Genomic DNA, 22,456 nt, shown 5'->3' on the forward strand with positions numbered 1-22,456 from the left:
GCATAAAAATCCAAGAATGAAATCTGACAACGATTTAATCAGTGCTTCCTTAAATCCATTATTACGATGGCATCAAACCGAAATCGTCATTTCGACCGGTGGCAAGGGAACTGGATTCGTAGGGGGCCGTAGGCGACTGAGAATCCAGTGACACGCTTCCCCTCGGGTGGAAGCATGCCGGACGACGTTGCGGTCAGGAATCGCTACAGCTGCGATGAGTGGAGAAATCTCTCAGATGAATGACTATGAGGGTATTGCAGATTCGCTGCTGCAGGCGGAAGGGCGGAGGGACAGAGAACCCTGGGAGCAACTTTAGCGAGAGCCCCCTCTGTCTGGTCGCAAAAGGAAGGCGCTTTAATGGACAGAATAAGTGTGCAAGTCCTGCATAGGACTTGCAAGTCAGCCGTAAGTTGGCGTCTTTGCTGCACAATAAGACGCTTTCCTTTTATCGGCTGGCCGATCAAATTGGACCAGACTTGAACATCCTATGCAGGATGTTCACTCTGCGGGCACCCCCCCCATAGATGGGGGAGGTTGGAAGTCGGCGGCGTAGCCGCTGATAGATAGTCCCCCTTTTCAAAGGGGGGATGTCACGCCAGTGACAGAGGGATTCTGAAGAAGTGCGGCGTAGCCGCGGAACCTCAATTCTCTTACCTCAAATCTCAATTCTTTCTTTTTAATCGTACCCACGAAAAAAGACCCCGAAATCGGGGTCTTTTACATTGTTTACAGCATATCCTTTTTCCACAGGATGAAGGTGGCGATCATGGTCACCAGCACGCCGATGAGGATGACTTCCACGAATCCCAGGGGGGCATCGCCCCAGGGAACGGGCACATTGATACCCCATAGGCTGAAGATCAATGTGGGAATGGCCAGGATAATGGTGACGGAAGTCAGGAATTTCATGATCTGGGACAGGCGGTTGGAGATGATGGAGGAGAAAGAATCCATCATGGACATCAGAATGTTTGTATAGATTTCTGCCATTTCCAATGCCTGCTTATTTTCAATGATTACATCTTCCAGGAGGTCCTCGTCTTCCTCGTACATCTTCAGGAGGGAATGGAGGGGACTGTTCCGGAGCCGCATGAGCCGTTCCATCACGTTTTCATTGGCGTGGAGGGCGAAGTTGAAGTAGGTCAGGGATTTCTGCAGTTCCAGCATGCGGAAAAGTTCCTTGTTCTGCAGGGATTTCCGGACCTGGTTTTCAATGACGTCGGTCTGCTTGTAGATCTGCTGCAGGAAAAACAGGAAGGACGAAGAGGCCTGGGACAGAATCTGGAACAGGAAACGGGTCTTCTTGTAGGTCTGGAAGGAAGCGAAGGAATTGCTGAGGAATTTCTGAATCACCGCATTCGATTCCAGGCATACCGTGATGAAGTACTGCCGGGTAATGAAGATGCCCAGCGGCAGGGCGTCGTAGGCATCGGTCTCCAGGACCACCGGCGTATTGACGACGACGAAAATGTAGTCATCTTCCAGCTCCACGTGGGACCGTTCTTCCCGGTCCAGTGCGGTCTGCAGGGAGTCCACGGGGATCCCGGTAAGCTGGTTCAGCTGGTTCAGTTCATCCGTATCCGGGGCGGCACAGTTAATCCATGAGCCCTTTTCCAGCTGCCCTAAAGGCACCTCACAGAGTACATGGTTTTCGTTATGTTTGTAAGCGCGAAGCATACGGCCGCCCCCTTTCTTTTCTTCACATTTTACTATAGTCAGAAAGGGAGATTCTGTCAATGAAAAGGGGAGGAAATGGGAAGTGAAGGGACTGTAAAGTTTGTAAAGGGGAAAGGCAATGGGACTACCGCCTCAGGTAAGCAAAGGTGCCTCCGGACGTTAATCAAGAATGAGGAATGGTGGTGCGGTGCATCCAAATGACAGGGCACCGCAGGGCCCGATCAGCTCAAGGCTCAAAGCCCCATACGTTCGCAGGTCTCTTAGCCACATGGCGCCGCAGGCTCACCATTTTTCCTGATTGCCAGCCGCTGGCAGCTAAAAGCCCCGCCCCAGTGACTCCAACCGTAAGTACCGTGAAAAAAACGCACCTCCCAGGGGAGATGCGTTTTTAGATTTTCTTATTTCTGATAGGGCATGAGGGCAGAGTAAAAATTATAGCGTCATAGCATTGCTGAATCTATAAAAAGTTAGTTATTTGGGACTTTTTATTGGTTGGATTTCCTTTTTCCCATAGAGAGTACGGAAACGAGAAGAATCAGCATCATATGTATCTGCCGTTAAGTCATTATTCGGCTCATCAATGGAATCTGTTTGAATGTGCATGATGCCAAGCATGGTGTTGAAAATCAGATCATTGGTAAAGCAGCTGTCACTGTGAGATTTTAAGGTTTGGAAGGTTTTGCTGTATTGGTGGATGTAATTGGGAGAAAAGAACATATACATGGGAATATAGGTCATGGGATAGACAAAGCTGCTGGCATCATGGGCCAGTCCCTGGTCAACGGCATCGGTGTGATCTGAGAAGTAAACCATACCCTGGAAATCAGGGAAGCCCTTTACGGTGTCATAAATCTTAGACACCACATAATCGTTGTACAGGATGCTGTTATCATAGGAATCTATTACTTTTCCTCGCCCGTTAAATTTCTGGAAATCATGGGGATAGCGGTCTTCATAGCTTCCGTGATTTCCCATGAGGTGGACAACGATGAGCATCTTATCGTATTTTTTGATGCTGTTCAGGCCATTAATGACTTTTTCGTCATAAAAATTGGTTTTTGTTGTTTCTCCTACATTCTTGTTAAACCATTTCTGCTGCTCTGCCTCCGATGCAATGACAGTAATTGGAGTGTCCCAGGCACTGTATTGAACCTGGTTAGAAATCCAGACTGTATGGTAACCGGCAGCTTTGGCAACTTCCAGAATAGAAACTGCATTTTCTAAGGAAAGGGAATTGTACTGGTTCTTGGCAGTCAAGGCATATGTCAGGACAGGCACTGTATGGGTATGACAGGAATAGGCCTGGGTGAAACGGATGAAGTCCGGATTATTATCCAATTGCTCGGAAAGCCAGGGCGTGGTGTCGCGATCATAACCATAGGCACCCATATAAAGGCGATTCTGGGATTCTCCAATAACAAGAACGTAAATCCCCTTTTCCTCAGTATTGCGTGGTTGGATATTTTGGTTAATCGCAGACTCCCGCTTTATCTTATTTTCAGCAAAACCATTATATTTCTTTACATAGACCTGTGTTTCACTGACCAGCTGTTGCAGGGGGCTTTGTTTTGCGGCATGTATTACAAGAATTGCAGAAGACAGGAACAGGAATATGCTGGCAGCAGCAAAATAGCGGGTATGCCTGTTGGATATGATGGGGAACCCGCCAGCCAGAAGATGGCGGCAGAAAAAATAAAATGCTCCAAGGACAAATAAGGTGCAGAGTATTCCAATCCAATGAAAATGGTCTTTCAGATAACTCCATGCCTCAGCTGGATTTGTCTGCAGTACAGCCATCATGGTATCTGCATGGGGCCAGCTCCCGGAAACAAAATAGTAAAACCAGAGAAGGCCGGCGGGCATCAGGAACAGGAAAAGACTAAGAAAAAGGTAAACTTTTCGAACAGGGTTCTGTGGAAGAAATAGATAAATCAGAAATAGCAGTCCGTAAGTACCGGTAAATAATCCAATATACTGGTAGCATTCAGCAGGAGATACAGACTCACCGGATAATGGACGAATTGCCAGGGAAGAAACAGCGATCAAAAGCGGAATCCAAAGGCTTATTTTATACTTTCGGAGGGGGTAAAAGTTCAAAATCAATGCGGATAAGACAGCTGACAATAGGAGAGATTTTCTCTCATATCGGAATGAAATGGTACCGGTTAACAGCCAGGAAAAAATGAATTCCAGACATAAAAAAATAAGGGCAGAAAGTATAAAATGGTAAAATTGCTTGTTTCTTATAGAGCTTAAAGTCATGATTCTCCACTAGTGTATTATTTAATGAATGAATTAGGTAATAAAATAATCTATTGTATAATACACCGTATGGACATGATATGTAAAGGAACTGTAAACTAATAATTGGATAGAGATTGGGAAATTGGTGCTATGGGCAAAGTGGCTATTACGGATAAGATCGCTTCCAAAGACTGGTTTACTGACGTCTGACGGTCTGACCATCTGATGTCTTGCTGGCGTCGAAGCTGCGGGACCTCAATTTCCTTCACTCAATTTTCAAATCTTCTTTTATCAAAAAAAACGCACCTCCCAGGGGAGATGCGTTTTTTGATTTCCTTATTTCATATAGGGCACAATGGCGGCGCAGTGGGGCATGACGGTGATGGTGTAGTCTTTCTTTCCTTCGTCTGCCAGAATTTTCTGGGCCAGCTGCCAGGCTTCTTCCACCGTGGCCACGGGGGTCTGGTTTGTCTTTTTGATGGCTTCGAAGTTTTCCGGCTTCGTCACGAGGATGATGTGGTACCGGTGGGTCATGCAGAACAGGTTGAAAGCCACGAAGAAGGGAATGGTGAAATGCTGGCGCAGGGCCTTTTCCATATCCGCTTCCGTGTCGTACTTGAAGCTTCCCAGGTATGCCGGCGGTTCATAGATATCGCTGGCTTCCATGATGGCGATGATGATGCCCCCTTCTTTGGTGACCACATCGGAGGGATCATAGCACTTGCAGCCCTGGTACAGGGAAACGTCCTTCGGATAGCCGCCGGCGCAGGCGAAAGCCACGTCGCATTTGGCTTTGAAGGGCACCTTCTGGATGCGGTAGACGATCTTCGTCCCTTCCAGCCAGGCCTTGTAGGGGTCGCCGCCCACCATGTTGCAGATCTTTCCTTCGGAGTTCACGATGGAATGGACGAGGAAGCAGGGTTTAATCATATCGCAGGCTTCCTGCATATCATCGGATACGGGGTTGTTTTCCAGGAGGGTGGAACGGGTCTGCGGGTTGATGCCGCTGCCGAATTTTTCACCCAGCGCATGGCAGTGGTTGATCTGGATGGTATCGTCGCCGGCCACTCCTGGGAGAATCAGTTTCCGGCCGCCGCCGTAGCCTGCAAAGAGGTGGGTGGTGATGCCATCGATGATGATGACCTTGTCCGCTTCTACGGCGTGTTTATTCAGCCATACCGGAGTGCCCCGGGAGGTATCGCCCACGTGGACGAGCTCATCCTTATTGAGGCAGTGGTGCTGGTAGAGTTTTACCCGCTTCGTCAGCTCTTCGCCTACCACGGCGATATCTTCTTCGTGGGTCTGTTCCCGGTGGGTGCCCTGGGCGAAGAGGATGCAGATGTCATCATCCGGGATGCCGGCCAGGTTCAGCTCATTCACCACGTGAATGACGAACTGGTCTGAATGGTTCCAGGTACGGGTGACATCGGCGCAGACGATGCAGACCTTGTCTCCTTTGGATACCACTTCCTGCAGCGGCTTGCTTCCGATAGGATGCCGCATGCACTGGATGGTCGCTTCCTTTACGTCACAGGCGGGCGTAGGATTTCCTTCCAGCACGTCCAGGATGTGTTCTTCCGGCAGTTTCACTTTCTGTGTGGTGTGGCCGAAACCGAATTCGAATTCCTTGAGTGCCATAGTAATTCCCCCTTATTCACCGGGCCCTGCCAGGGAGGAGTCCGGAAAAATGAAAAATTCACATTCTGTATGGATTTGTATCTTTCATTATAGCACGTCTGCAGGGATTTCCTGTATTTCCAAAAAATCATAATTTCTCAAAAAAATCATGACATGAAAAACAGTTGGATAACGGATGAGCAAATTAGACAGATTCTTAATGATTTCTCTCTATTGGACTTAAATCTTATTTTATAAGATAATTAAGGAAATGTTCTCCCTGCCGGACGGAGAAGCCTTTTCCCGGGGGCCATGGCAGGAAGAAAATCGTAAAATGCGTACCATATCCTATGAATGGGGATATCAACAGGATTCGGCCCCTCCCGGGGAAGGAGGACAGGAACAGGAGCTGGTTATGCCGGATCGCTTCGTCCGTTCGGACATTTCTTTGAATTCATTTCATAAATCCACAATGGAAACCCGATGTGAAAAACAGGGAGAGTGTACTCATGAAAGAAGATGTAAAGAAAAGAAAAAGAAAAGGCTTCATGCTTTTAGAGCTTATTATAGTCGTTGCAATCATCGGAATCCTGGCGGCGGTGGCCATGCCCAATCTCGTAGGCTTCACCGATGAAGCCAAGGTAGCGCGGATCCAGTCAGACCTTTCGGCTATCGGTACAGCAGCAGAAGTGTACTATACGAAGAAGGGAACCTATCCGGAATCCACAGCGGTCCTTGTGGCAGAGAACTTATTGAAGTCAGAGCCTCAGCCACCGGATACGGTAAAGTATACGATTGATAAAACCACTGGCGAAGCAACTGCTACATTCAAAAATGTGACCTATTCTTCCTTTGGTAAAAAAGCAGGGACAACTTCTGGAGGAACTACTACTAGTAATTAAAAACTTATTAATTTGTTTTCAGGAGTAGAACACCATGAATACAGCAGAGGGGGCAGGAGGAAGAAACTGGGACCGCCTGTGGCAGGGGAAGACGTGTCTTTTCCTGTGGACTGCGGCGGCAGCGGCATACGGCTTTTCCCTTTGGGCGGGACTGGCCTTTCTTTCTCCTGTCCCTTTCCTGCTGCTCCTTGGCCTGGCGGCCCTGGAAGACTGGGACACCGGCTACATTTCCGATGGCTGGAGCCTGCTTCTGGCGGTGACCGGCCTTATTTCCGCATGGGCCCGGCAGGATGTGGCGGCAAGTATCCTGTCGGCGGCCCTCTGCTTTCTTGTTTATTTCCTTTTATATATGATTTCGCGAAAATCTTTGGGGACAGGGGATATCCTTTTATCCACCGCCGCCGCCTTCTGGCTGGCTCCGGTTTCCTGTCTCTTTTTTATATGGCTTTCTTCGGTAACCGCCGCCCTGGCCCTGGGGGCAGCGGCCCTGGCAGGAGGGGCGGGGATTGGCAGGGAAGTACGGTTTGGACCGTTTATTGCACTGGGAGGGGTGGCAGCCTATGGACTGGAAAAGACGGGACTACTCTCTGTCCTCACGGCCTGGCTTCTTGCTGGCTGAAGCGCTGGTGGTGCTTCTCATCCTGTCCCTCTCGGCAGCCCTGGCGGCACCGTCCCTTTTCCGGTGGCAGGAGGAGCGGGAACTGGATATAGCCGCGGAAACGCTGGCCGCCGCCATACGGGAGGCGGAAATCCTCGCAAAAAACGACGGGGAACGGGACTGCTTTTTCTACTGCCTTCCGGACAGTGACGGTACAGTCTATTACTATACCCGCCGGGGCACGACCCGTATAAAGCCCTCCGGCCGGCTCCCTTCTTCCATCCGGCTCTCGGGAAATCTGGAACTGGCCTTCAAGAAGACCTATGCCGGAAAAGGGGAGACCTATTCCGCCTATCTCCTCACAAAGGATTACAGATACCGGCGCCAGGTGACCGTGGCCATGTACACCGGCCGGGTCCGGGTGATTTATAGATAAAATAGAGAGTTGAGATTTGAGAGCTGAGGTTCAGCGGCGTTGCCGCAGGGCAGATATCAGACAGTCAGATGTCAGACAGCGTCAGCGCTTCCCAGGCAGTGGGCTGCCGCGAAGCGGCGGATCCGTTCAAGATTCAAGACTCCGCGCGTTGCTGGAAAAGGAGGTCCCATGAAACGGAAGGGATTTGTCATGGTATGGACCCTCTGCGCCCTCTCGGCCATAGGGATTCTCCTCTCTGCCCTTACCTTTGTCCTCCACCAGACACTGTCCTGGGAGGCAGCCCGGGAGCGGGAACTGGACGAAGTCTTCATTGCCCAGGAAGCCATGGAGCAGGCCAAGTACTTCCTCCGCTTCCATAAAGGGGCATGGCCGGGAGACAGGGAAGAACGGAATGGAAGGACCTACGATATTTCAGTAAAGCCATCAGATTATACGGTATCCGATGGGACTGACAGTATATCCATGAAAGAAATCACCTGCCGCGTCACCTGCGGCAACGATGAAGGGGTGACCCTGGTGACCTGGGTGGAGGAGGGACCATGAAGAAACGGAAAGGACTGTTCCTGCTGGAGGCGCTTCTGGCCCTCCTCATCCTGGCTTCCCTGGCGGCGGCCCTGTTCCCCCTGGCCGGGCAGGCGGCGAAGGCGGAAATCCTGGCATCGGTGCGGGGAAAACTGGGAAACCAGGGGCTCTTTGCCATGGATTTCATGGTGGAAAAAATCAGGAACAACCGGCGGTCCATGGTCCATGGCGGGGTCCATGGGAACCGGTATGACTACAGGGCTCCTACGGGGCAGGGGACTATCGGCACCTACCGGCTCTTCGAGGACCAGGAGAAGCTGAAGGTCCAGCTTTATAACGACGTAATCCAGCCCATTACCGGAGATAGGGGTGGAAGTGTGGAGGAGTACGTCTTCCGCCACCCGGAGGGGGGCCACCTCTTCGAACAGGCTGATAACGGTCCGGTGACCATTTCTTTTACCCTGGCCCGCCCCATTGGCCGGGAGTCCCTGGATTTCGAGACCGCCGTCATTCCCTACGCCGATTTTTACGGGAAAGGAAAAACCTATGAAACCGGGAAAAGTTTCTAAGCGGAAAGGCAGCACGGCCCTGGTGTTTCTCCTGTTCCTCAGCAGCCTTCTCACCCTGTCCTGCGGCCTTCTTTTCTACATGGAAAAGGGTCGGGAGTCCCTGGGGATCTACGAAAGGGGACTGCAGTCGGTATATGCCGCCGAAAGCGGGGCCAATGCGGGACTGGCGAGGGCGGCGCGGAAACCATCGGAGGATTGGGAGAAGGACCTGTACCCCCATGGGCACCATGTCCATGTCGTCATTAAAGATGTGGACAGGCACAGGGAAATCCGATCCGACGCCCTGGATGGAAATGGCCGGCCCCTGCGGACGGTACGGATTCGTTATGCCCTCCCGTCAGTGGAAGGCGGGAACATTACGGTGGAGGATATCATAAGCGATGGACATTTCTGATTGGACACGGAAACTGGCAGACAGTCCCCTGTGGCAGGCATACCGGACATGGCGCCATCCCTCCATGGTCTGTGTAGTACTGGCCGGCCGGCTCTATGGCGTGGAGCTGCAGGAGGGGCGGTTCCTCCGGCAGGGCTCCGCCGTCCTTCCGGACATGACGGAGGAAGCGGTGGCCACCGCTTTCCGGCGGCTGGAGGCGGAGGGGCTTACCCGGAAAAATGTGGTGCTCCTGGTGAATTTCCCGAAGCTCCGGCTGCTTCGCAGGAAGTATCCCGCCATGACGAAGGAGGAACTGGAAGAGACCATGTACTGGGAGGAGGACCGGCTGTTCCGCACCGAAGAGCCCCTGTCCCTGGGATATGAAATCATGGACAGCGGCCCTGAAGGGTGGGACGTCCATGTGGAAGCGGTGCCGAAGGAGACACTGGCCCTTTTCGAAAAAGGAGCCCGGGACGGAGGAAAAGAGATTTCCTCTGCCATCCCGGTGACCGCGGTGCCCCTGGAAGATGGGTGCTTTGCCCTCTACGGCCGCCGGCGGTCGGCCATCCTGACCTTCCGGAAAGGGAAAATCATGGAAAGCCGGATTCTGCGCAGGGAGGATCAGGGAAAGGCAGCCCTGTTCCTGGACCACGTGAAGGAGACCTGGGGCGCAGGGGGAGGAAAGAGCTATTTCCTTCCCATGGCGGACTGTGGGGAAGAAGAAAGGACATTCTGGAAAGATTGGCTCCGGAAAGATCTTGCAGAAGCAGGGAATCCGGAGGCCCTGGCATTTGTGGATTCCCCCTTCCGGGAAGGCCCCTCCCTGTGGCAGGACCTGGCGCCCCTGTGGCCTGCCCTGGACAGGGCGGCGCTGGAGCTGCCGTTGTCGGAGAAGAGGAAGCCCTTCCTGTCGGAGGAAACGAAGTATCTCAGACTGGCGGAGGGGGCCTGCCTTCTCGGCGTCCTGTGCCTCCTGGCATCTGGAGGACAGCTCCTTTCAGGGGCGGCGGATCTGGGAAACCGCAGGGAGGAAAGCCGCCGCCTGGCGCCGCAGAAGGAAGAAATGGTGCAGGCAGAGCAGGACAGAAAACGGGAACGGGATTTGCAGGACCTGCTGAAGGAGCTGGACCGGCAGGACGGGAAATGGGAACGGCGCCTTGTGTCCCTGGCGGAATCCCTGCCTCCGGGCATTGTGATTTCGGAAATTGAGGGAAAAGAGGGAGCCATGGGAATCCGGGGCACCGCACAGTCCTACGATGCCCTGCGCCATTTCCAGGAAACCCTGTCCCAGGGGCAGAAGGGAGTCTGGCAGGGCGGTAAAAAGCAGAAGAACACAGCCACCGGACTCATCGATTTCCATATTTCCATAAAAGGGGAAGGAGGAAAGGGCAGTGAGACTAAGAGCCGTACTGAATGATCGGAAATATACGAGGACCTTCGCCCTCCTGGCCCTTCTCCTCTTTGCCGGTGCCTTTTTCCTGCATCATATGGCATCCCAAAAGGAAGAAGAAGCCCGGGCCCTTTCGGCAGAGGCGGACAGGATCCGCCAGTTTGCCGCCGGTCCCCGTCGTCCGTCGTCCCTGCCTTTCCTGGAGAACCTCTTCCGGAGCACCGATGCCGATTCCCTGGCTGCCGCCATGGAAGAAGGGGGCCTCAAGGTGGACGGAGTGTGGGAAGAACAGAAGGAAGGGGACCGCGGTGATTTTCATATTTTTCATATTTCCGGAACCGGTACCTATGCACAAATCGTGCAGACCTTTGATATAATAAAAGGCAAAGAAAGATGGAATGCCGTGAATCTGAAAAAATTGAGACGGTCACCGAATGGGCTGGCCTATGAAGTAGAGATTCGGACATTCCAAATCCGAGGTACCTATGAAAAAGAGAAATATAGTCCTCATCGGTCCCATGGGAACGGGCAAAAGCCGGGCCGCCAAAATCCTCTCTGATGGACTGGAATGGCAGCTGGCAGATACAGACCGGATGATGGAAAGGGAAGCAGGGAAAAAGATCGCCGATATCTATAAAGAAGCGGGGCCCGAAGCCTTTGCGGAACGGGAAATGCAGGTCATTAACCACGTGCGGTATTACCATGAAGCGGTGATTGCCATGGGTGGCAATTACCCCATGACGGAAGAAAAATTTCATCTCCTTTCGGAATACGGGCTCATGATCCTCCTCTACGCCCGGCCCTTCCGGCTGGCAGAACGGGTGCGGCGGCGTATCGGAAAGCGGCCTACCATGGACTACTCCGACGTAGACGGCTACGTGCGGCAGATGCTCCGGAAATGGGCGAAATGGAGAGACCGGGTGGACCTGGTCATCAATACCACCAACTGCCATCCGGAGCAGACAGCCCTGCTCATCGCCCGCTACATCGACCAGCACCACATTACTTTCGCAGAACGGCGGGTGCCGGGCCGGGAAGAAAGAAGATAAAGAGATAAAGAACGAGGTTGAGGCCGAGATGGAGGCGGTCAGCGGTTTTGCAGTGGAACCTTGTCTCCCCCTTCGGGGGAGGTGTCAGCGAAGCTGACAGAGGGGGTGCATTTGCCGTGAAGCGGCGGGACCTCAATTCTCTTCGCTCAAATCTCAAATCTATATTTTAAGGAGGGATACCTATGGATACACTGGCAGTACTGACAAGCGGCGGCGATGCGCCGGGCATGAATGCGGCCCTCAGGAGCGTCGTGCGGACGGCCCTGTACAGGGGAAAGAAAATTTATGGCGTATACCGGGGCTACTCCGGTCTCCTGGACGATGACATGGTGCCCATGCAGTCCTCTTCCGTCAGCGGCATTATCCTCCGGGGCGGCACGGTCCTGAAGACCGCCCAGTGCAAGGCGTTCTTTGAAGAGGAAAACCAGAAAAAAGCCGTAGAAATCCTCCGGAATCGGGGCATCGAGGGACTCATCGTCATCGGCGGCGACGGTTCCATCCAGGGAGCGGAAAAGCTTTCGGCCCTCGGTATGCCCACGGTGACACTTCCCGGCACCATTGATAATGATATGCACGGCACTGACGAAACCATAGGCCATGACACGGCGGTCAATGCGGTGGTATCGGCGGTGAGCCGTATCCGGGATACCGCATCTGCCCACAACCGGGCGGCTATCGTGGAAGTCATGGGCCGGTTCGCCGGGAACATCGCACTGGATGCAGGCATCGCCTGCGGCGCCGAATATATCCTGGTGCCGGAAGTCCCCTTCAGCCGGGAAAAGCTGGCAAGGAGCCTCAAGAAGCAGATGGAAGCAGGCCGGACGAACAGCATCATCATCTGCGCCGAAGGCGCCGATGATGGCAGGGCTCTGGGAGACTGGCTGAAAGAGCGGACCAGTATCGATATCTGCACCACCATCCTCGGATTCATCCAGCGGGGCGGCCAGCCCACAGCCCGGGACGGCATGCTGGGTTCCCTTCTGGGCGCTGCGGCGGTGGAGGCCCTCCTTCAGGGAGAAACCGGTGCGCTTGTAGGTATGCACAGGGGTCAGGTGCAGGTCCTTTCCTATGCAGAAGCGAAAAAGGTAAAAGAACCGTTCCGGAAAGACCTCTATGACCTGGCCGTCATGCTCGGCGCTGCCCAGAAAGACGGGGATATCCGGGAAACGGGACTGGAATAAAAGATAGAGTTGAGAGTTGGAATTTGAGAATTGGGATTCCGCGGCGAAACCGCTGCCGGGATGCAATCCTCTTCCCCCAACGCTCAATTCTTTTATTTTGGGGCAGGATCAGTGGCGTATGTAAAACCCGCTTCCCTCTTCGGGTGAAATCCCGCGAAGCAGGAGTAGGGGCCATTTGCGGCATAACCGCTGATTACCCGGCAACTAGTCACTGATTTGCCGCAAATCGGCGGAACCTCAATTCTCTTCACTCAATTCTCAAATCTATCTTTTAACCAAGGAGGCGCATTTCATGGGTAAGAAAGAAGTGACCTTTCTTCAGAAAATTACCGGCCGTTCGCCGAAGGTGGAGATCCTGGTGAATGGAAAGAAAACAAAAGAATACCACATGAAAAAGGACGAAATGCCCCGGATTACCGGGAAGATCTCCCATGTGGAAGGCAGCCTCCAGTGGTTCATCGATGGCACAAAGGCAGGGGAGGCGGAAGTAAACGGTGTGGCGGCACTCCTGCAGAAACCGGTCACCATACGCCTCCGCGCCCTGTCCCATCCCGGCGTGGAAGCGGAACTGAAGCTGTATCCCTATGAAAAGAGTTGAGATTTGAGATTTGAGAGTTGAGGTCCCGCGGCTGCGCCCTGAAAGAAAGAGTTGAGATTTGAGATTTGAGAGTTGAGATCCCGCGGCTGCGCCGCCATTGGAATCCTGATGACTCTATCCCCAAAACGTGAAAATGACACTGCACGAGGCTCCTTCCTTGGGGAAGTAAGCGAACTGATTTCGTAGGGAGCCGCAGGCGACTGAGAAATCAGTGAGACACTTTCCCAGCGAAGTCGGGCAGGGGCTCCCGCCAGGGTGGGGTTAGCTGGTGGAAACGGCCCGCAGGGCCCGATCTGCTCAAGGCGCAAGGCTTCGTCCGCGCGTATGTTCATTATCCACCCAGGCGCCGCAGGCGAATCATCTTTCCTGACAGCTTACTGATATCCTCCTTTGGCTGGAGAGATTGAATGGGTTGGAAGGGTTGAATTGATTCTATTTCGATTCTGACCCCTGTTTTCACCATTGGCCTTTTGCCCTGTTCTTTCATTTCGAGCAGTGGGACAGTTCAAATCTGAGCTCCATCAATAAACGATATTATTATAAAAATAAACAAAATATTGCTATTATTCCTCCGGTTCTAACGATATAATGATATCAGAAATCGAGAGAAATCAATATGATTTCTGAAAATCACAAAGACAAAATCGTTATTCAAGGAGGAAACAATCATGGAAACATTACTGAACAAACTGCTCGCTGACCTGGTGGTGGAATACCACAAACTCCAGAGTTATCACTGGTACCTCAAAGGCTACCACTTCTTCGATGACCATCCGAAACTGGAAAGCTACTACGACATGGTGGCCGGCATGGTGGACGGCGTGGCGGAAGACATGCTGAAGCTGTCTTTGAAACCGGAATCCACGCTGAAAGGATTCCTCGCCATCTCCGCCATTAAAGAAGCGGAAAACAAAGAAGTCACCTCGGCAGAAGCCTTCGCTTCCGTCCTCGCAGACTTCAAAGTACTCCGGGACGACGTACTGGCCGTAAAGAAAGCAGCCGACGAAGAAGGAGACTACCTCACCTCCGCCCTCATGGACGACTACATCGAAAGCTTCTACAAAGAAATCTGGATGCTGGGACAGGTACTGAAGTAAATAATCAGGAATTAGGAATGAGGAATGGATGTGCGGCGCACGATTCATATAGCGCCGCCTTATGAAACCTGCCGGCGGCTCCGCCGCAGAGATGTTAAGGAAGCACTGGTTAATTCGCAGAGTCAGATTTCATAAGGATTTTTATGCACTGCTTCGTCATAATCCTCCTTAAATAGCTCGCTATTCGCGTCGGATTATTCCTTGCATTGCATAAAAATCCAAGAATGAAATCTGACAGCGATTTAATCAGCGCTTCCTTAGACGATAGATGCCCACAGGCACCGGGCGCCGGAATTCCGGCCCGGTCCTGTGGGCATTTATTTTGTCGTATTCCCGTTAATTGTCCCATCCCTTAAACGTCATTTCAAGCAGTGACACGCTTCCCCTCGGGTGGCAAGGGAACTGGATTCATAGGGAGCCGAAGGCGACTGAGAAATCAGTGAGACACTTTCCCTGCGAAGTCGGGCAGGGGCTCCCGCCAGGGTGGGGTTAGCTGATGGAAACGGCCCAAAGGGCCCGACCGGCTTTCCTGACTGCTAACAGCTAGCAGCTAGAAGCCCTCACCCGCTCGCACGGCACTCAGCCACACAAGTGCCGCAGGCTGCATATCTCGATCTCGGTCTCGACCTCGATCTCGAACAGGGTGCATTTGCGACGAAGCGGCTGCCTGCCTGAAGCCCAAATTATCGCAGGCTGACAGGCCTTTTTATTTTTCTGCCAACCTGATGAAGAAAAAAGTTCCTAACCTGTAATATTTATATTGACAAGTAAGAACTGCACTGCTATACTATACATGTAATCAAGATAGTTACATGATAAACAAATCATTTTACCAACAAGGAGGACACTCAAATGAAAATTGCAGTAGCAGCAGGAAATGGACGGGTTGCAAAGGAAGTTATCGCAGAAGCACTGGGACGGGGTCATGAAGTCACGGTATTTGGCCGTCACGAAGAGAACAATACAGCATCGAAGGATTATCGGAAGAAGGACATCTTTGAACTGACGGCAGAAGACCTGCAGAAATTCGATGTAGTGGTGGATGCTGCCGGTGCCTGGGGCCTGGAAACCATGTATGTGATTCCGAAGGCTGCCATCTATCTGGCGGACCTGGTGAAGGGGACCGATACCCGCCTTATCGTAGTTGGCGGTGCAGGCAGCCTGTATACGAATAAGGAACATACCTCTACCGTAGAACTTTCTCCGGAATTTCCGGATGCCTTCAAGCCTGTCAGCGCAGCCCACGGCCTGGCACTGGCGGAACTTCGTGCCACCGAAGGGGTCAAATGGACCTATATCAGCCCGGCCGCTGATTTCCAGGCTGACGGCGAAAGAACCGGAGCCTATGAACTTCACGGAGAGGAATTTGCACCGAACAGCCGGGGCGAATCGATCATTTCTTATGCGGACTATGCCATCGCCCTGGTGGATGAGATCGAGAAAGCTGCCCATGTGGGTCAGCGGATCAGCGTGGTCAGGGCGTGAAGAGAACCTGTAATCTTTACGTTGACATCTTCTCCGCCGCAGGATAAGGTATAGGAGGAGGGATGTATCATGCAGATCACAAGCAAATTCACCATAGCCATACATATTATTACGGCCATCGACTACTTCGGAGATACCATGAAGGTGACCAGCAGTTTCCTGGCTGGCAGTGTTGGCGCCAACCCCGTCATTGTCAGAAATGTGATGGGAAACCTGAAGGCCGCCGGTCTCATTGAGACGAGCCAGGGGAAAAGCGGCATCCGCCTGGCCAGGAAGCTCGATGAAATTACATTTTACGATGTCTATCGGGCCGTAGAATGTGTGGACGACCGGGGCCTTTTCCACTTCCACGAAAATCCGAGCATCCGGTGCCCGGTGGGAAGAAATATCCACAGGGCCCTGGACGGGAAGCTCCGGAAAGTACAGGATGCCATGGAAGCGGAACTTCGCCGCATTACGGTGGCCGATGTGGAATCGGATATCAGAAAAGAAGTAGCTGCCGGTCATTGACCGGATCGGGAAGGGCTGTTGCACAATGACAGCCCTTCTTTTTATAAGACCGGAGCATTGGCTGCCGTATGGAGCCGATGTTTCCTTATAAAGGAGGAAGAGGAATGGAAACGAAGGACTATCTGGACTATCTGGTCCGCGTCATCCATACGGCCATTGTGGCCACGGTGGATGAAGAGGGACTGCCGGTGACGGCAGCTATTGACATGATGGATACTGACGGGGACAGCCTCTACTTTATGACGGCAAAGGGCAAATCCCTCTATGATCGACTGAAAAAGAGGCCATTCCTGGCTCTCACAGGCCTCTGGGGAGATAATACCATGACCCGGAAAGCCCTGTCGATTCGTGGGAAAGTGCGTGAACTGGGAGAAGAAAAAAGGTCGGACCTGTTCAGGAAGAATCGGTATATGTGGGAGATCTATCCCACCGAAATATCCCAAAAGGCTCTCTCGGTCTTCCAGATCTATGAAGGCAGGGGGGAATGGTTTGACCTTTCAAAAAAGCCCGTGGAACGGGACTCCTTTACTTTCGGCGGTGGGAAAAAGGAGGAAGACGGTTATTTTATTACAGACCGATGCGTGGGATGCGGGAAATGCGTGGATGCCTATCCGCAGCACTGCATCTTCACCGGAAAGATTCCCTTCCGCATTGTCCAGGAGCACTGCCTCCGTTGTGGAAACTGCCGGGCCCTCTGTCCGGCAGGGGCTGTAGAAAGAAGGTGTTTCCATGGATGAAAAGGAGAAACAGGAAAAACGGCTTGATTTCCTGGTGGAACAGTTCAAAGCGGACTCCCGGGAATACAGAAACCTTCCGACGCCGAAGGACCGGGAAGGGAAACGGGCCCTGCTCCGTTCCCTGATGAATATCCGGTTTCCCCGGAAGATGGATGAAGAAGTCCTCCGGGTACAGGATGCCTACCTGAAAGAACGGGCCCGGGAAAAAGGAATCGTGGAACCTTCGGATATTCCTGCCATCCGGGGATGCCTGTCCCTCTGGCAGGGGGACATCACGAGGCTTTCCGTGGATGCCATCGTGAATGCAGCCAATTCCGAGATGCTGGGATGTTTCATACCCATGCACAGCTGCATCGATAACTGTATCCATACCTATGCAGGCATTGAGCTCAGGGCGGAATGCTTTCGACAGATGAACGGACTTCGGGAAAAATGGGGCAGGGACTATGAACAGCCCACGGCCATCCCCCTCCTGACCGATGGATTTAACCTTCCCGCCCGGAAAATTATCCATATCGTGGGACCCATCGTTTCCCGCTATCTCACGGAAGCCCTGGAAAAGGACCTGGCAGACTGCTATTGGAATACCCTGGAACTCTGCCGGACAAAGGGGCTGAGGACCCTGGCCTTCTGCTGCCTTTCCACAGGAGTCTTTCATTTCCCCGGCCGTCGGGCAGCGGAAATCGCTGTACATACGGTGACCCGCTGGCTCGCAGGCCATCCGGGGGCCATGGATCGGGTGATTTTTAATGTTTTCAAAGAGGAGGACAGGAAATACTATGAAGAAATACTGGAATGAAGCACCGAATGGATACAGGGAAACCATTCATAAAGGCCTGATGGCACTGAAGGATTGCGACAGGCATATGTCCCGGGGAAAAGGGACAAAGGCTGACAATGTGGAAAAACTGGCGCAGGAAATCCGGACAGCCGATGCCATCGTCATCGGAGCCGGCGCCGGCCTCTCCACATCCGCAGGCTATACCTACAGCGGAGAACGGTTCAGGGAATGGTTCTCCGATTTCGCCGGGCGATACGGATTCCATGACATGTATGCCGGCGGGTTTTACCCTTACCCGTCGGAAGAAGAATTCTGGGGCTTCTGGGCACGGAATATCTATATTAACCGGTACATGGAACCGCCAAAGCCGGTATACCGGCAGCTTCTTTCCCTGGTCAAAGATACCGATTACTTTGTGGTGACCACCAATGTGGACCACTGTTTCCAGAAAGCGGGCTTCGATAAAAAACGGCTCTTCTATACCCAGGGAGATTACGGACTCTTCCAGAGTATGAAACACCAGAAAACCTATGATAATGAATCCTGGGTCATGGAAGCCATGGAAGCAGAAGGCTTCGTTCGGGGCGAGGATGGCCTGTTTCACAAACCGGTCCGGGGAACCGTGTCTATGGAAATATCTGCCAGCCTCATCCCCAGATGCCCCGATGACGGCTCCGAAGTGACCCTGAACCTCAGATCCGATGACCTCTTTGTAGAAGATGAAGGCTGGTTCAAAGCCTCCGCAGCCTATGCCGATTTCCTGCACAGCCACGAAGGAAAGCATATGCTGTACCTGGAACTGGGCGTAGGCGCCAATACACCGGTCATTATCAAATACCCCTTCTGGCAGATGACAAAGGAAAATGAAAAGGCCCGGTACGCCTGCATCAACTACGGAGAAGCCTTCTGCCCCAAAATCCTGGAAGACAGGAGCATCTGCATCGATGGAGACATCGGAGAGGTACTCTCCCGGTTTTGATGGATAGGGGGCTGGCAGGACAGGCTGGGGGCTGTCAGACGCCGGACAACCCCATCGGTGGCGCCGCAGGCTGAAACTTGTCTCCCCCTGTGGGGGAGATGTCAGCGAAGCTGACAGAAGGGGTGCATTCGCCGCGAAGCGGCTGACCGGCTTCCCTGGAAGCTGGTCCCCATCCGTTCGCACGTCCCCGTCCCCTGGCTACAAGACCCGGCCCGAAGGGCTTGTCCTCGTCTATCATCTATCATCTATCATCTATCTTCTATCTTCTATCATCTATCTTCTATCATCCGGATTGCCAACTATCCGATTGTCTGATTCATTTGCTCCATAGCGGCTGTTCCGCTCAAGGCTGAAGGCTCAATGCTCCGTCAGTTTGCATGTACAATCAACTACACAACCGCCACTGATAAAAGCCCACCGGTATGCCACACCGATATTTAGGCAGGAAGTCTGTGGGCATTTTTTGTTGGAAAGGGACTATTTTATACCCAATATCTTTTATACGGAACCATAAATTTCTTCTATGAATCCGGAAATTGTTATTTCCCAATGAATGGAATATAATATTTGTAAAGTTTGTCATGTTTATGTAAATAAACTGTCAAACACCCTATTCAACTTCATACATGGACTCACAGGAGGGCAAAATGAATCGTTTTAAGCGTTGTCTGATTGCTGCAGCGGCAGCAGGGTTAGCGGTTATGATGGTAGCAGGATGCGGAGGCGGATCCGGGAAAGCGGATAGCGCAGCTTCCGGCACTTCTTCCATCAATATTGTGCAGGTGAAGAGCGAAAAGGAAGCGGACCTTGTGGACCAGGCCAAAAAGGAAGGAGTGGTCAAGGTTTACTCCATCACCAGCCGTGCAGCCAAGGCAGGCGCTGACTTTGAGAAGAAATACGGTATCAAAGTAGAAGCCAGCGACATGAAGGACTTTGAACTGATTGACAAGGTGACAACGGAAGTCAAGGGCAATGCGGACGGTGCGGATGTGGTCATCTGTCAGGATTCCGGCCGTGTTTACGGGGAACTTCTCGCCAGTGGATATCTGGAAAACTACATTCCGGCGGATCTGAAGGACCAGATTCCTGAAAAGAACCAGAGCCCCCTCGTATTTGCCTATATGAACAAAGTATTCATGTACAACGATGAAAACGGCAAACCCTGCCCCATTACGAATATCTGGCAGCTGACGGATCCATCCATGAAGGGGAAATTCTTCTTCAAGAGCCCCATGCAGGAAGGAATCAATGCCAATTTCCTGACCATGCTGACGAAGCCGGAAGTGGCGGACAAAATGGCCAAGGCCTATGAAGATTACTATCATAAGAAACTGGAACTGACGACGCCCAATGCAGGCTACGAATGGATTAAGCTGGCCTTCACGAATGGTCTTGTCATGGGCTCCAGTGATACATCCATGACCGAATCCATTGGCGTAAAGGGACAGGATAATACATCGGTGGGTCTCCTGAACTATTCCAAGATCCGCTATAAGGACAAGAAGAATCTGGCCCTTGCAGCGGCGGATAATATCAATCCTTACTCCGGTTTCTACTATCTGGAATACCTGCTCATGGTGAAGGGTGCCAAACATCCGGCAGCGGCGAAGTTGTTCATCCAGTACCTCATGACCCAGGAAGGCTTCAAGAGCTGGGCTTCCGATATGGGTACATACTCCGGCAATACCACCATTGGTGTGGCTAAGGGAGATAAACCTCTTGCAGAATGGGAAAAGGTTCTCGTAGGCGATGATCCCCAGTATATCTTTGAACATCGTGCGGAAGTGGAAGAATTCATCAGCCAGTTTATCTGATCTGAATCTATAGGGAAAATACCGGGACCTGATGGGATGACACTCTCAAGAAACATCAGAGTGCTCCCGAGGCCCGGATTTTCTGTTCTTTGGGAGAGGTCTTACTATGAGTATTTCCATGAGGCTCCGCATGTTTTTCCGGAAGCCTTACAATGTAATTCTTGTGGTCCTTTTTGTGGCCCTTGTGCTCTTGACACTGCTGCCCCTGCTTTCCATCGTGCTGGATACGGTGACTGTCCATTCATCAGAAGTTATGCGCATCCATGGCACCCATGCAGGGGACTTTACTGACTACCACTGGCGTAAAATTCTCATGGACGGTTCCAACAGTGTCAATATTTTTTATAAGCCCTTGTGGAACACCATCCTTATATCCCTGGCTACCTGCGCCATTTCCATCGGCCTTGGCGGCAGCATGGCCTGGCTTATTACCCGGAGCGATATCAAATATAAATCGTTCCTGTCAGCCCTTTTCGTGGTGCCCTACATTATGCCGTCCTGGACATTGGCCCTGGCGTGGCTGGATTTTTTCCGGAATCCCCTTGTAGGCGGTGTTCCGGGCATCTTTACATCCCTTACGGGCATTGTGACGCCCAACTGGTTCGCCTATGGTTTCTTTCCCATATCCGTGGTCCAGGGACTTCATTATGCTCCTTTTGCCTATATCCTGATTGGCGGCATATTAAAGAATATGGATGCAAATCTGGAAGAAGCGGCCCAGCTGCTCCATGCATCCCGTATGCAGATACTGAAGCGAATCACCCTGCCCATGGTAAAGCCAGCCATCCTGTCCACATTTCTTCTGGCCTTTTCCAGCTCCATGAGTGCCTTTGCCGTGCCTGCATTCCTGGGAGCCCCCGTGCGGTACCAGGTCCTCACGACTCAGTTGTACCGTACGCTCCAGGGATTGAATCCTGGCTACGGATATGTGATGGCCCTGGTGCTTATTCTTATCGGCGTGGGAATTATGCTGGTGAATCAGAAAGTACTGGACGGTCGTAAATCCTATACCACCATTACCGGTAAAAGTTCCCAGATTTCCCTCGTCAAGCTCCGGGGACTTCGGATGCCTCTCTCCATCGGCCTTTCTATTTTACTGGTCTGCATCACCGTAGTACCTCTGATTACCTTTGCCGTAGAATCTTTCATCGTGGAACCGGGAAATTATTCCTTGAACAACTTCAGTACCGTATTCTGGACCGGTGCCGGGTCTACGGACATTGCCAATGGGGAACCGGGTATCCTTCGAAATCACAGTGTATACCATGGACTCATGAACAGCCTTGTGCTCTCGGTGGTCTGCGCTTTCTGTGCCGGTACTATCGGTATCCTTGCAGGTTATGCCATTGTCCGGAAGAAGGGAACCTTCCTTTCCGGTGCTGTGAGCCACCTCACCTTCTTCCCATACCTTATCCCAAGCATGGCCTTTGGCGCTATTTACCTGTCCATGTTCAGCGTGCCCCGGGGACCGATTCCGGCTCTCTATGGGACCTTTGCTATCCTGGCCCTTATCGGTACTGTGAAATACCTGCCCTTTGCCTCCAAGTCCGGCATTAACTGCATGCTGCAACTGGGCAGTGAAATCGAAGAGTCCGCCATGATTATGGGCATTCCCTGGTGGAAGCGGATGGTGCGTATCATTATTCCTATCCAGAAGACAAGTATCCTTTCCGGATACCTGCTTCCCTTTATTTCCTGCATGAGAGAACTGTCCCTCTTTATCCTGCTGGTGACTCCGTCCACCGCTGTACTGACGACCATGCTCTTCCAGTACAATGAAAAGGGCTGGAACCAGTATGCCAACGCCATCAACCTGCTCATCGTATTCGTCGTACTCTTCGTTAACTGGATTATTAATAAGCTCACCGGAGCTTCCATAGATAAGGGGATCGGTTAA

General features: G+C 52.2%; 22 protein-coding genes. 19 read left to right on the forward strand and 3 right to left on the reverse strand.

Annotated features, from left to right (window positions below; all coding sequences use genetic code 11):
• Positions 1 to 726: 726 nt before the first annotated feature.
• From QZR21_RS01330 to larA, 3 genes are all read right to left on the reverse strand, one after another.
• The gene (locus tag QZR21_RS01330) at positions 727 to 1,677 is read right to left on the reverse strand and encodes a magnesium transporter CorA family protein (RefSeq protein ID WP_296097182.1); all 951 of its coding nucleotides are present in this window, start codon (positions 1,675 to 1,677) and stop codon (positions 727 to 729) included.
• A gap of 471 nt (positions 1,678 to 2,148) precedes the next feature.
• Complete coding sequence (locus tag QZR21_RS01335; RefSeq protein WP_296973329.1) at positions 2,149 to 3,723, reverse strand: phosphoethanolamine transferase; 1,575 nt, start codon at positions 3,721 to 3,723, stop codon at positions 2,149 to 2,151.
• 534 nt (positions 3,724 to 4,257) lie between these two features.
• Complete coding sequence (gene larA / locus QZR21_RS01340) at positions 4,258 to 5,559, reverse strand: nickel-dependent lactate racemase (RefSeq protein WP_296097178.1); 1,302 nt, start codon at positions 5,557 to 5,559, stop codon at positions 4,258 to 4,260.
• Between the two features lie 488 nt (positions 5,560 to 6,047).
• Between larA and QZR21_RS01345 the strand changes: the two genes are divergently transcribed.
• From QZR21_RS01345 to QZR21_RS01435, 19 genes are all read left to right on the forward strand, one after another.
• Positions 6,048 to 6,440 (forward strand): type II secretion system protein, encoded by a 393-nt coding sequence (locus tag QZR21_RS01345; protein ID WP_296097176.1) that lies wholly within the window; start codon positions 6,048 to 6,050, stop codon positions 6,438 to 6,440.
• A gap of 34 nt (positions 6,441 to 6,474) precedes the next feature.
• A complete protein-coding gene (locus QZR21_RS01350; protein WP_296097174.1) occupies positions 6,475 to 7,059 on the forward strand; it encodes an A24 family peptidase in 585 nt (194 codons plus the stop codon).
• A complete protein-coding gene (locus QZR21_RS01355) occupies positions 7,001 to 7,474 on the forward strand; it encodes a hypothetical protein (protein WP_296097173.1) in 474 nt (157 codons plus the stop codon). The genes QZR21_RS01350 and QZR21_RS01355 overlap by 59 nt, the downstream gene beginning before the upstream one ends.
• Positions 7,475 to 7,642: 168 nt before the next feature.
• The gene (locus QZR21_RS01360; RefSeq protein ID WP_296097171.1) at positions 7,643 to 8,017 is read left to right on the forward strand and encodes a type II secretion system protein; all 375 of its coding nucleotides are present in this window, start codon (positions 7,643 to 7,645) and stop codon (positions 8,015 to 8,017) included.
• A complete protein-coding gene (locus QZR21_RS01365; RefSeq protein WP_296097169.1) occupies positions 8,014 to 8,565 on the forward strand; it encodes a hypothetical protein in 552 nt (183 codons plus the stop codon). The genes QZR21_RS01360 and QZR21_RS01365 overlap by 4 nt, the downstream gene beginning before the upstream one ends.
• Entirely contained in the window at positions 8,543 to 8,959 is a 417-nt protein-coding gene (locus QZR21_RS01370; RefSeq protein ID WP_296097168.1) for a hypothetical protein, read from the forward strand. Before QZR21_RS01365 ends, QZR21_RS01370 begins: the two co-directional genes overlap by 23 nt.
• Positions 8,946 to 10,355, forward strand: a complete 1,410-nt coding sequence (locus tag QZR21_RS01375) for a PilN domain-containing protein (RefSeq protein WP_296097166.1) — start codon at positions 8,946 to 8,948, stop codon at positions 10,353 to 10,355. The genes QZR21_RS01370 and QZR21_RS01375 overlap by 14 nt, the downstream gene beginning before the upstream one ends.
• Positions 10,330 to 10,887: a hypothetical protein gene (locus QZR21_RS01380; protein WP_296097164.1), complete on the forward strand. Its 558-nt coding sequence runs from the start codon at positions 10,330 to 10,332 to the stop codon at positions 10,885 to 10,887. Before QZR21_RS01375 ends, QZR21_RS01380 begins: the two co-directional genes overlap by 26 nt.
• A complete protein-coding gene (locus QZR21_RS01385; RefSeq protein WP_296097162.1) occupies positions 10,814 to 11,377 on the forward strand; it encodes a shikimate kinase in 564 nt (187 codons plus the stop codon). The genes QZR21_RS01380 and QZR21_RS01385 overlap by 74 nt, the downstream gene beginning before the upstream one ends.
• A gap of 182 nt (positions 11,378 to 11,559) precedes the next feature.
• The gene (locus tag QZR21_RS01390; RefSeq protein WP_296097160.1) at positions 11,560 to 12,558 is read left to right on the forward strand and encodes an ATP-dependent 6-phosphofructokinase; all 999 of its coding nucleotides are present in this window, start codon (positions 11,560 to 11,562) and stop codon (positions 12,556 to 12,558) included.
• A gap of 292 nt (positions 12,559 to 12,850) precedes the next feature.
• On the forward strand, positions 12,851 to 13,156 hold the full coding sequence (locus QZR21_RS01395) for a hypothetical protein (RefSeq protein WP_296097159.1): 306 nt from the start codon (positions 12,851 to 12,853) through the stop codon (positions 13,154 to 13,156).
• A gap of 668 nt (positions 13,157 to 13,824) precedes the next feature.
• On the forward strand, positions 13,825 to 14,253 hold the full coding sequence (locus QZR21_RS01400; protein WP_296097157.1) for a DNA starvation/stationary phase protection protein: 429 nt from the start codon (positions 13,825 to 13,827) through the stop codon (positions 14,251 to 14,253).
• Between the two features lie 852 nt (positions 14,254 to 15,105).
• Positions 15,106 to 15,738, forward strand: a complete 633-nt coding sequence (locus tag QZR21_RS01405) for an NAD(P)-dependent oxidoreductase (protein WP_296097155.1) — start codon at positions 15,106 to 15,108, stop codon at positions 15,736 to 15,738.
• A 69-nt stretch (positions 15,739 to 15,807) separates the two neighbouring features.
• Entirely contained in the window at positions 15,808 to 16,248 is a 441-nt protein-coding gene (locus tag QZR21_RS01410) for an Rrf2 family transcriptional regulator (protein ID WP_296097153.1), read from the forward strand.
• Positions 16,249 to 16,352: 104 nt separating this feature from the next.
• Positions 16,353 to 16,985 (forward strand): 4Fe-4S binding protein, encoded by a 633-nt coding sequence (locus QZR21_RS01415; RefSeq protein WP_296097152.1) that lies wholly within the window; start codon positions 16,353 to 16,355, stop codon positions 16,983 to 16,985.
• Positions 16,978 to 17,784, forward strand: coding sequence for a protein-ADP-ribose hydrolase (locus QZR21_RS01420; RefSeq protein WP_296097149.1), 807 nt, complete (start codon positions 16,978 to 16,980; stop codon positions 17,782 to 17,784). The genes QZR21_RS01415 and QZR21_RS01420 overlap by 8 nt, the downstream gene beginning before the upstream one ends.
• On the forward strand, positions 17,765 to 18,745 hold the full coding sequence (locus QZR21_RS01425) for a Sir2 silent information regulator family NAD-dependent deacetylase (protein ID WP_296973336.1): 981 nt from the start codon (positions 17,765 to 17,767) through the stop codon (positions 18,743 to 18,745). The genes QZR21_RS01420 and QZR21_RS01425 overlap by 20 nt, the downstream gene beginning before the upstream one ends.
• A gap of 647 nt (positions 18,746 to 19,392) precedes the next feature.
• Entirely contained in the window at positions 19,393 to 20,559 is a 1,167-nt protein-coding gene (locus tag QZR21_RS01430; RefSeq protein WP_296973338.1) for an ABC transporter substrate-binding protein, read from the forward strand.
• A gap of 106 nt (positions 20,560 to 20,665) precedes the next feature.
• Positions 20,666 to 22,456: an iron ABC transporter permease gene (locus QZR21_RS01435; protein ID WP_296097143.1), complete on the forward strand. Its 1,791-nt coding sequence runs from the start codon at positions 20,666 to 20,668 to the stop codon at positions 22,454 to 22,456.

This window comes from uncultured Dialister sp., assembly GCF_900541605.1.
Classification (GTDB): domain Bacteria; phylum Bacillota; class Negativicutes; order Veillonellales; family Dialisteraceae; genus Dialister.